This window comes from Pandoraea sp. B-6, assembly GCF_000282835.1.
GTDB classification, from domain to species: domain Bacteria; phylum Pseudomonadota; class Gammaproteobacteria; order Burkholderiales; family Burkholderiaceae; genus Pandoraea; species Pandoraea cepalis.
Window position 1 is genome coordinate 1 of the sequence record NZ_AKXS01000245.1, and the last position, 6045, is coordinate 6045.

Genomic DNA, 6045 nt, shown 5'->3' on the forward strand with positions numbered 1-6045 from the left:
CACAACGCCTGTCGGGCGCGCACAGCCGAGTGGCGCTCGCATGATAGACTTGCCCACCGCCCGGCGCTTGCCGATGCCTCGCCCCGGCGGGCGGCCGCGCATCGCCGTCACAGCCCTCGCCGTGCGCGCACCCTTGCCGGCCGCCGTCTTCATCTCCTTCGCGTCACACCATGTCCTCCTTCCCGCTCAATCCCGCTCAGAACGAAGCCACGCGCTATTTCGACGGCCCATGTCTCGTGCTGGCCGGGGCGGGCAGCGGCAAGACGCGCGTCATCACGCAAAAGATCGCCTGGCTGATCGAGACGAAGGGGTTCGAGCCGAAGCACATCGCCGCCGTGACCTTCACGAACAAGGCCGCCGCCGAAATGCGCGAGCGCGTGGCCAAGCAGCTCGAAGGCAAGCTGCTGACCACGCCGGGCAAGGAAGGCCGTAAGGTGCCTGTCAACCAGCTCACCATTTGTACGTTCCACTCGCTGGGCGTGCAAATCCTGCGGCGCGAGGCGGCGAACGTCGGGTTGAAGCCGCAGTTCTCGATTCTCGACGCCGACGACTGCTTCGGGCTGATTCAGGAGCAGTTGGGCACGACCGACAAGGCGATGATTCGCGGCGTTCAGACCGCCATCTCGCTCTGGAAGAACGGACTGGTCACCCCCGAGACAGCGCTGGCCGCCGCCGAAACCGCCGACGAACATCAGGCCGCCCTCGTCTATCGCAATTACATGGCCACGTTGCAGGCCTATCAGGCCGTCGACTTCGACGACCTGATCCGGCTACCCGCCCAACTCTTCGAACGCGACGAGGAAGTACGCGAGCGTTGGCAGAACAAGCTGCGCTACCTGCTCATCGACGAGTACCAGGACACCAACACCTGCCAATACCTGCTGCTCAAGCTGCTCGCGGGTCCACGCGCGGCGTTCACCGCCGTGGGCGACGACGATCAGGCGATCTACGGCTGGCGCGGCGCCACGCTGGAGAACCTCAAGCAGTTGCAGGTCGACTTCCCGACGCTCAAGGTCGTCAAGCTGGAACAGAATTACCGTTCGACGTCGCGCATTCTGACGGCGGCGAACAACGTCATCGCGAAGAATCCGAAACTCTTCGAGAAGAAGCTGTGGAGTGAGCACGGCCTGGGCGATCCGATCACGGTCACGGCGATGAACGACGAAGAGCATGAAGCCGAGTCGGTCGTATTTCGCTTGTCGGCACACAAGTTCGAGCGGCGCGCCGAGTTTCGCGACTACGCCATTCTCTATCGCGGCAACCATCAGGCGCGTATCTTCGAGCAAGTGCTGCGGCGCGAGCGCATTCCGTACGTGCTCTCCGGCGGCCAGTCGTTTTTCGACAAGGCGGAAATCAAGGATCTGTGCGCGTACCTGCGGCTGTTGGCAAACCCCGACGACGATCCCGCCTTCATTCGCGCCGTGACCACGCCGCGCCGGGGGGTCGGCAGCACCACGCTCGAAGTGCTCGGCAGCTTTGCGGGACAGGCCAAGGTCTCGCTGTTCGAGGCCGTCTACATGGGGGCGGTCGAGGCGCGGCTGCCGCCGCGCCAGCTCGAACCGCTGCGTGCGTTTTGCGACTTCATCCAGCGCATTGCAGCGCGCGCGGCGCGCGACCCGGCCAATGAAGTCATCGACGATCTGATGGAAGGGATTCACTACGAGGCGTATCTGTACGACACATTCGACGAGCGTCAGGCGCAATCGCGCTGGACCACCGTGCTCGAATTCCTCGAATGGATGAAGCGCAAGGGCACGCGGGGCGACGAGGCGCAGCCCACCGGCTTCGACAAGGCCGACGGCCTCGACGACGACGGCAAGAGCCTGATGGAACTCACGCAGACCATTGCGCTGATGTCGATGCTCGAAGGCCGCGACGGCGACGATCCCGACGCCGTGCGCCTGTCGACGCTGCACGCCTCGAAGGGGCTGGAGTATCCCCACGTGTTTCTCGTCGGCGTGGAAGAGGGCATCCTGCCGCACCTTCGCGAGGACGAAGAAGTTACCGCCGAAAAGATCGAGGAAGAGCGCCGGTTGATGTATGTCGGCATCACGCGTGCGCAGCGTTCGCTGCAACTGTCGTGGTGCAAGAAGCGCAAGCGGGCACGCGAAACCTATTCGTGCGAGGTCTCGCGCTTCGTGCCCGAGATGCAACTCGACGAAGCGCCGCCCCCGCCGCCCGAGGACGCGCCCATGTCGCCGAAGGACCGGCTCGCCAGCCTCAAGGCCATGCTCGCGGGCGGGGCGAACAAGACCCCATCCTCCTCGGGCGCCTGACTCGACGCGCGCCGACCACGCCCTACCTATGAATAGCCCCCGCGAGCGGGGGCTGGCTTGAGGAACGGCGACATCGTACCGGGGCTGTCGGCGGCGGCACGGCGTACCGTAAAGTCAATGCTTGCTGCTATTTGCCACTACCCGAAGACGTCTGATCGCAAGCGGCTGCCGGGCTCGACGCCACGACCATCCCGACCAGACCGGTCAAACAAAGCAGAACAGCAACCAACAGTTTCCGCATAGGCTCGCCTCCACTCGTCAGGTGAAGTTTCACTATAGAAGCGCATCCTGCCGATGACAAAGACATCTTGACCATCGGCGTGACGCGGGCGATAGTCGGTAGAAAACGGGCGAAACAAAACGTGAATTGCCTTGATTTCGACCCAATGCCCACACCGCCCGCGCTCACGTGATGCGCTCGGCGCACACGGCGGCGGCGCGTGTGCGGCACCGATCCCAAGACTTTGTGGAGCTGGTGCGTGAAACTGCATATCCTGTCCGACCTGCATTTGTCCGTGGCGCCGTTGGCCATTCCCGAGGTGGACGCCGACGTCACGATTCTCGCCGGCGACATCGGCCGACCGGCGCAAGCCATCGAGTGGGCGAAAGCGTTGGGGCGCCCCGTCATCTACGTTCCCGGAAATCACGAGTTCTACGGCGCGACACTGGCGGGCACGCTGGCCGACTTGCGGCACCTGAGCGCGGGCACGAACGTGCATCTGCTTGAGCGACGATCGGAGGTGATTGGCGGCGTGCGCTTTGTCGGCACGACGTTGTGGACGGACTTCGCGTTGTACGATGCCGACGGCAAGCACGACGACGTCGTAGAGGAGTCACGCAAATTCGTACGCGACTTCACACGCATTCGCGTGGGCGATCCGGCGGTGCCGTGGGCGAATCTGCCGTTCTTCTCGCCGGACGACTGCGCGGCGCTGTGCCGTGAAAACGTCGCCTGGCTTGCGCGCGTGCTCGCCGCACCGCACGACGGCCCGACCATCGTGGTCACGCATCATGCGCCAACGCCGCAGAGCATCCATCCGCGTTTCGCAGGGTCGCTCGTCAATCCGGCGTTTATTTCGGATTTGACCTCATTCGTCGAAGCCTCCGAGGCGGCGTTGTGGATTCACGGCCATACGCACGATTCGTTTGACTACCGCGTCGGCGCGACCCGGGTGCTGTGCAATCCGCGCGGCTATTGCTTCGAGGGACGCGTCGAAAACGCGGCGTTCGATCCGACGCTGACGGTGCGGGTGTAATCCAGCCTCCCTCGCCATGGGTAGTTGGACGCTGCTCGTCGGACGCCAGAAACAAGAATCCCCGCCGAAGCGGGGATTCTTGTGGGTGCCGAGCGATTCACGCCAGACTTGGCGCTTGAGCGCTTACCTGACCGCTGACTTGGCGATTTACTTAGCCGCGCTCACCATGTAATCAACGGCGGCCTTGACGTCGTCGTCCGACGCGTTGGCGGCACCGCCCTTCGGTGGCATGGCGTTCAGGCCATGGAGGGCCGCGTTGTGCAGCGTATCGATGCCGGTGGCGATGCGCGGGGCCCATGCGGCCTTGTCGCCGAACTTCGGGGCGTTCATCACGCCGCTCGCGTGGCAGGCCATACAAACGGTGTTGTAGAGCTTCTTGCCCGCTTCGAGATTACTGCCTGCGCCGGCGGCGGCCGGGGCGGCGGTCTTGAGCGAGGCCATCGCGGCAGCGGCGGCGGCGGCTGTGCTGGCGTCGGCGCCGGAAGCTGCATCGGGTGCCGCCGATGCCGGGGCGGGCGCTGCAGCGCCCGACGCGGGCTGTGCCGGGGCAGCCGGTTCTTGCAACTTGCCGCCGGAGGCGTTGGCCATGTAGACGATCGCTCGGCCGATTTCGTAGTCCGTCACGTCGGCGGGGCTGGTGCCGCCACGCGCGGGCATGGCGCCTTTGCCGGCGAGAGCGATCTTGAGCATGCCATCGTAGCCCTGTGCGATGCGCGGCGCCCAGTCGGCCGTGCCGACTTTCGGCGCGCCGGCTGCGCCCGATGCGTGACAGGCGGCGCAGACGGCTTTGTAGAGTTGTTCGCCGGTCTGATAGACGCGTGGTGCGTTGGCGTCCTTGATATCGACCTTGGCGACGGGCGCGATGCGCTCGGCGATGGCCTGTTCGGTCATGGCGGAACTGCCGGCACCGGTCAGGGCGTTATTGCCGACGTAATTGACCAGCAGGACGATGATGACGATCGGAACCAGGAAACCCGCAACGACGGCGGCGATGAGCTGCTTGGGTGTTTTGATCAGAGACTCATGCTCGTTATGTGCTTCACTCATGCGGGATCTCTCAATAGTATTTTTGTGGAAACCGAGTGCATCACCCCGGGCGGCTGGCGCCATCCGGTCAAAATATCGGGCCATTGTAGCAACAAACCCTTGACCGATGACACGCCAAGGCGGTGCGCAGACGCCGCAAAAGTCCCGTGTTTTCCCTAGCTTACGCGAAAGCCAAAGCGGTGTTCCGCGTGCTTCGTGCGCGAAGTGCGGGGGTACTGCATGTACAGTAAATCCGCGCTCACGCGGCGCTTGGCAACGAATTGCCGCATTGTGTGGCGAGACGATGCACAGGGCATGGACGGCGCGCGGCAAAACCGCTATGCTTCTACCTCTTTGCCTACCGGTCGCGCGTTCGCGCCTTCTCCCCCGGTGGTCAGCATAGCGCCCGTAGCTCAGGGGATAGAGTATCGGCCTCCGAAGCCGAGGGTCACTGGTTCGATTCCAGTCGGGCGCGCCAATCAAATCAAGCACTTACATCCGCTCTCATTCTGCATTCGGCGGGCATCCGGAATATGCGGCGCCGCCGGAATTGAACGCCTTGATGGCTCCGTGTCCGAAGACTCGGACGGACATTCCTACGTCCGGCGTGCATATGCTCGTCGCCAATGACCTGATACAAAAAGACGGCGGGCCGCAATGGCTCGATAGGTGCTTGCCGCCCGGCAGGATGATTGTCCGGACAGCTGAACGGCGCTGGCCCAACGGCAACGCGGTGTGCGCTGCCAACGGATTCCCAAAGTTTGTCCAGAAGGAAGATGGGTTCGGCTGGGCCGCGCCGCGCCATCCTGACGCGGCTGAAAGGGCAAGAATGGCCGACCAGGCGCGAACCGCCATCTGGCCGCCTGAAGCCTCACCGCCCACTTCACCGCGGGACACCGTCGCAGGGAAACGTCACCCTTATAGCGAGTTACCTTCCTTTGTATTACATTCGGTGTCCTATGCGCACTCAAATAGCGCACGCACCGATGCTCATCCATCGAAATAGGCGCGGTCTTCCTGAGCATTGGCGTCCCATGTCTGCCGTAGTGCGGGGGAAAGGCCGTAGCTTCTCGGTCACCGGTCGCCATGCACGGCGCGATACGAGAGATTATTCGTGGTCCAAGGCAAACTCGGGTGCGCAGCCCGTCAGGCGCAGCTCGCCGCTACGACGTCGGTGACGTCTTCGGCTCCACATTTCGGCTTTGTGCCGGCGCGACGTCCAGCCCGAGGACCGACGGGTCAGGGGTTCATTCGAACGGTCGGGAGCACGGCCATTGCGCTGGCCCTCGCCGGGGCTGCAGCCCCTGTCTGGGCCGCGGCCTGCACGCCCAGCGACACCAGCGGCTGCGGTGCACCGGGCGGCGACGGTTTCCCGGGTCGAAGCGGCGCGGGCGGCGCCGGAAATGGCCAGGGCGGCGGCTCCAGCCACCTCGACGCCAGCACCGTGACGGTACAGGACCCGGGAAGCTGGGGGGCCCTCGGTACCG

Annotated in this window: 3 protein-coding genes, 1 tRNA gene and 1 pseudogene; 4 read left to right on the plus strand and 1 reads right to left on the minus strand. The window is 64.4% G+C overall.

The features are described 5' to 3' along the window. Window positions 1-170 precede the first annotated feature (170 nt). Window positions 171-2276, plus strand: coding sequence for a UvrD-helicase domain-containing protein (locus A985_RS23840; RefSeq protein ID WP_017231709.1), 2106 nt, complete (start codon window positions 171-173; stop codon window positions 2274-2276). Between the two features lie 479 nt (window positions 2277-2755). Then, complete coding sequence (locus A985_RS0101750) at window positions 2756-3532, plus strand: metallophosphoesterase (protein ID WP_017231710.1); 777 nt, start codon at window positions 2756-2758, stop codon at window positions 3530-3532. Between the two features lie 147 nt (window positions 3533-3679). Here A985_RS0101750 and A985_RS0101755 read toward each other — a convergent pair whose 3' ends face one another. Then, complete coding sequence (locus tag A985_RS0101755; RefSeq protein ID WP_017231711.1) at window positions 3680-4579, minus strand: cytochrome c5 family protein; 900 nt, start codon at window positions 4577-4579, stop codon at window positions 3680-3682. Between the two features lie 381 nt (window positions 4580-4960). Here A985_RS0101755 and A985_RS0101760 point away from each other — a divergent pair. After that, window positions 4961-5036 (plus strand) — tRNA-Arg (locus A985_RS0101760). Window positions 5037-5672: 636 nt separating this feature from the next. Then, window positions 5673-6045, plus strand: a pseudogene (locus tag A985_RS28835) (hypothetical protein); the annotation flags it as partial.

Bases quoted from the DNA above. Each gene is read 5' to 3' on its own strand.
- A985_RS23840 (WP_017231709.1), top strand. From the start codon at position 171: ATGTCCTCCTTCCCGCTCAATCCCGCTCAGAACGAAGCCACGCGCTAT.
- A985_RS0101755 (WP_017231711.1), bottom strand. From the start codon at position 4,579: ATGAGTGAAGCACATAACGAGCATGAGTCTCTGATCAAAACACCCAAG.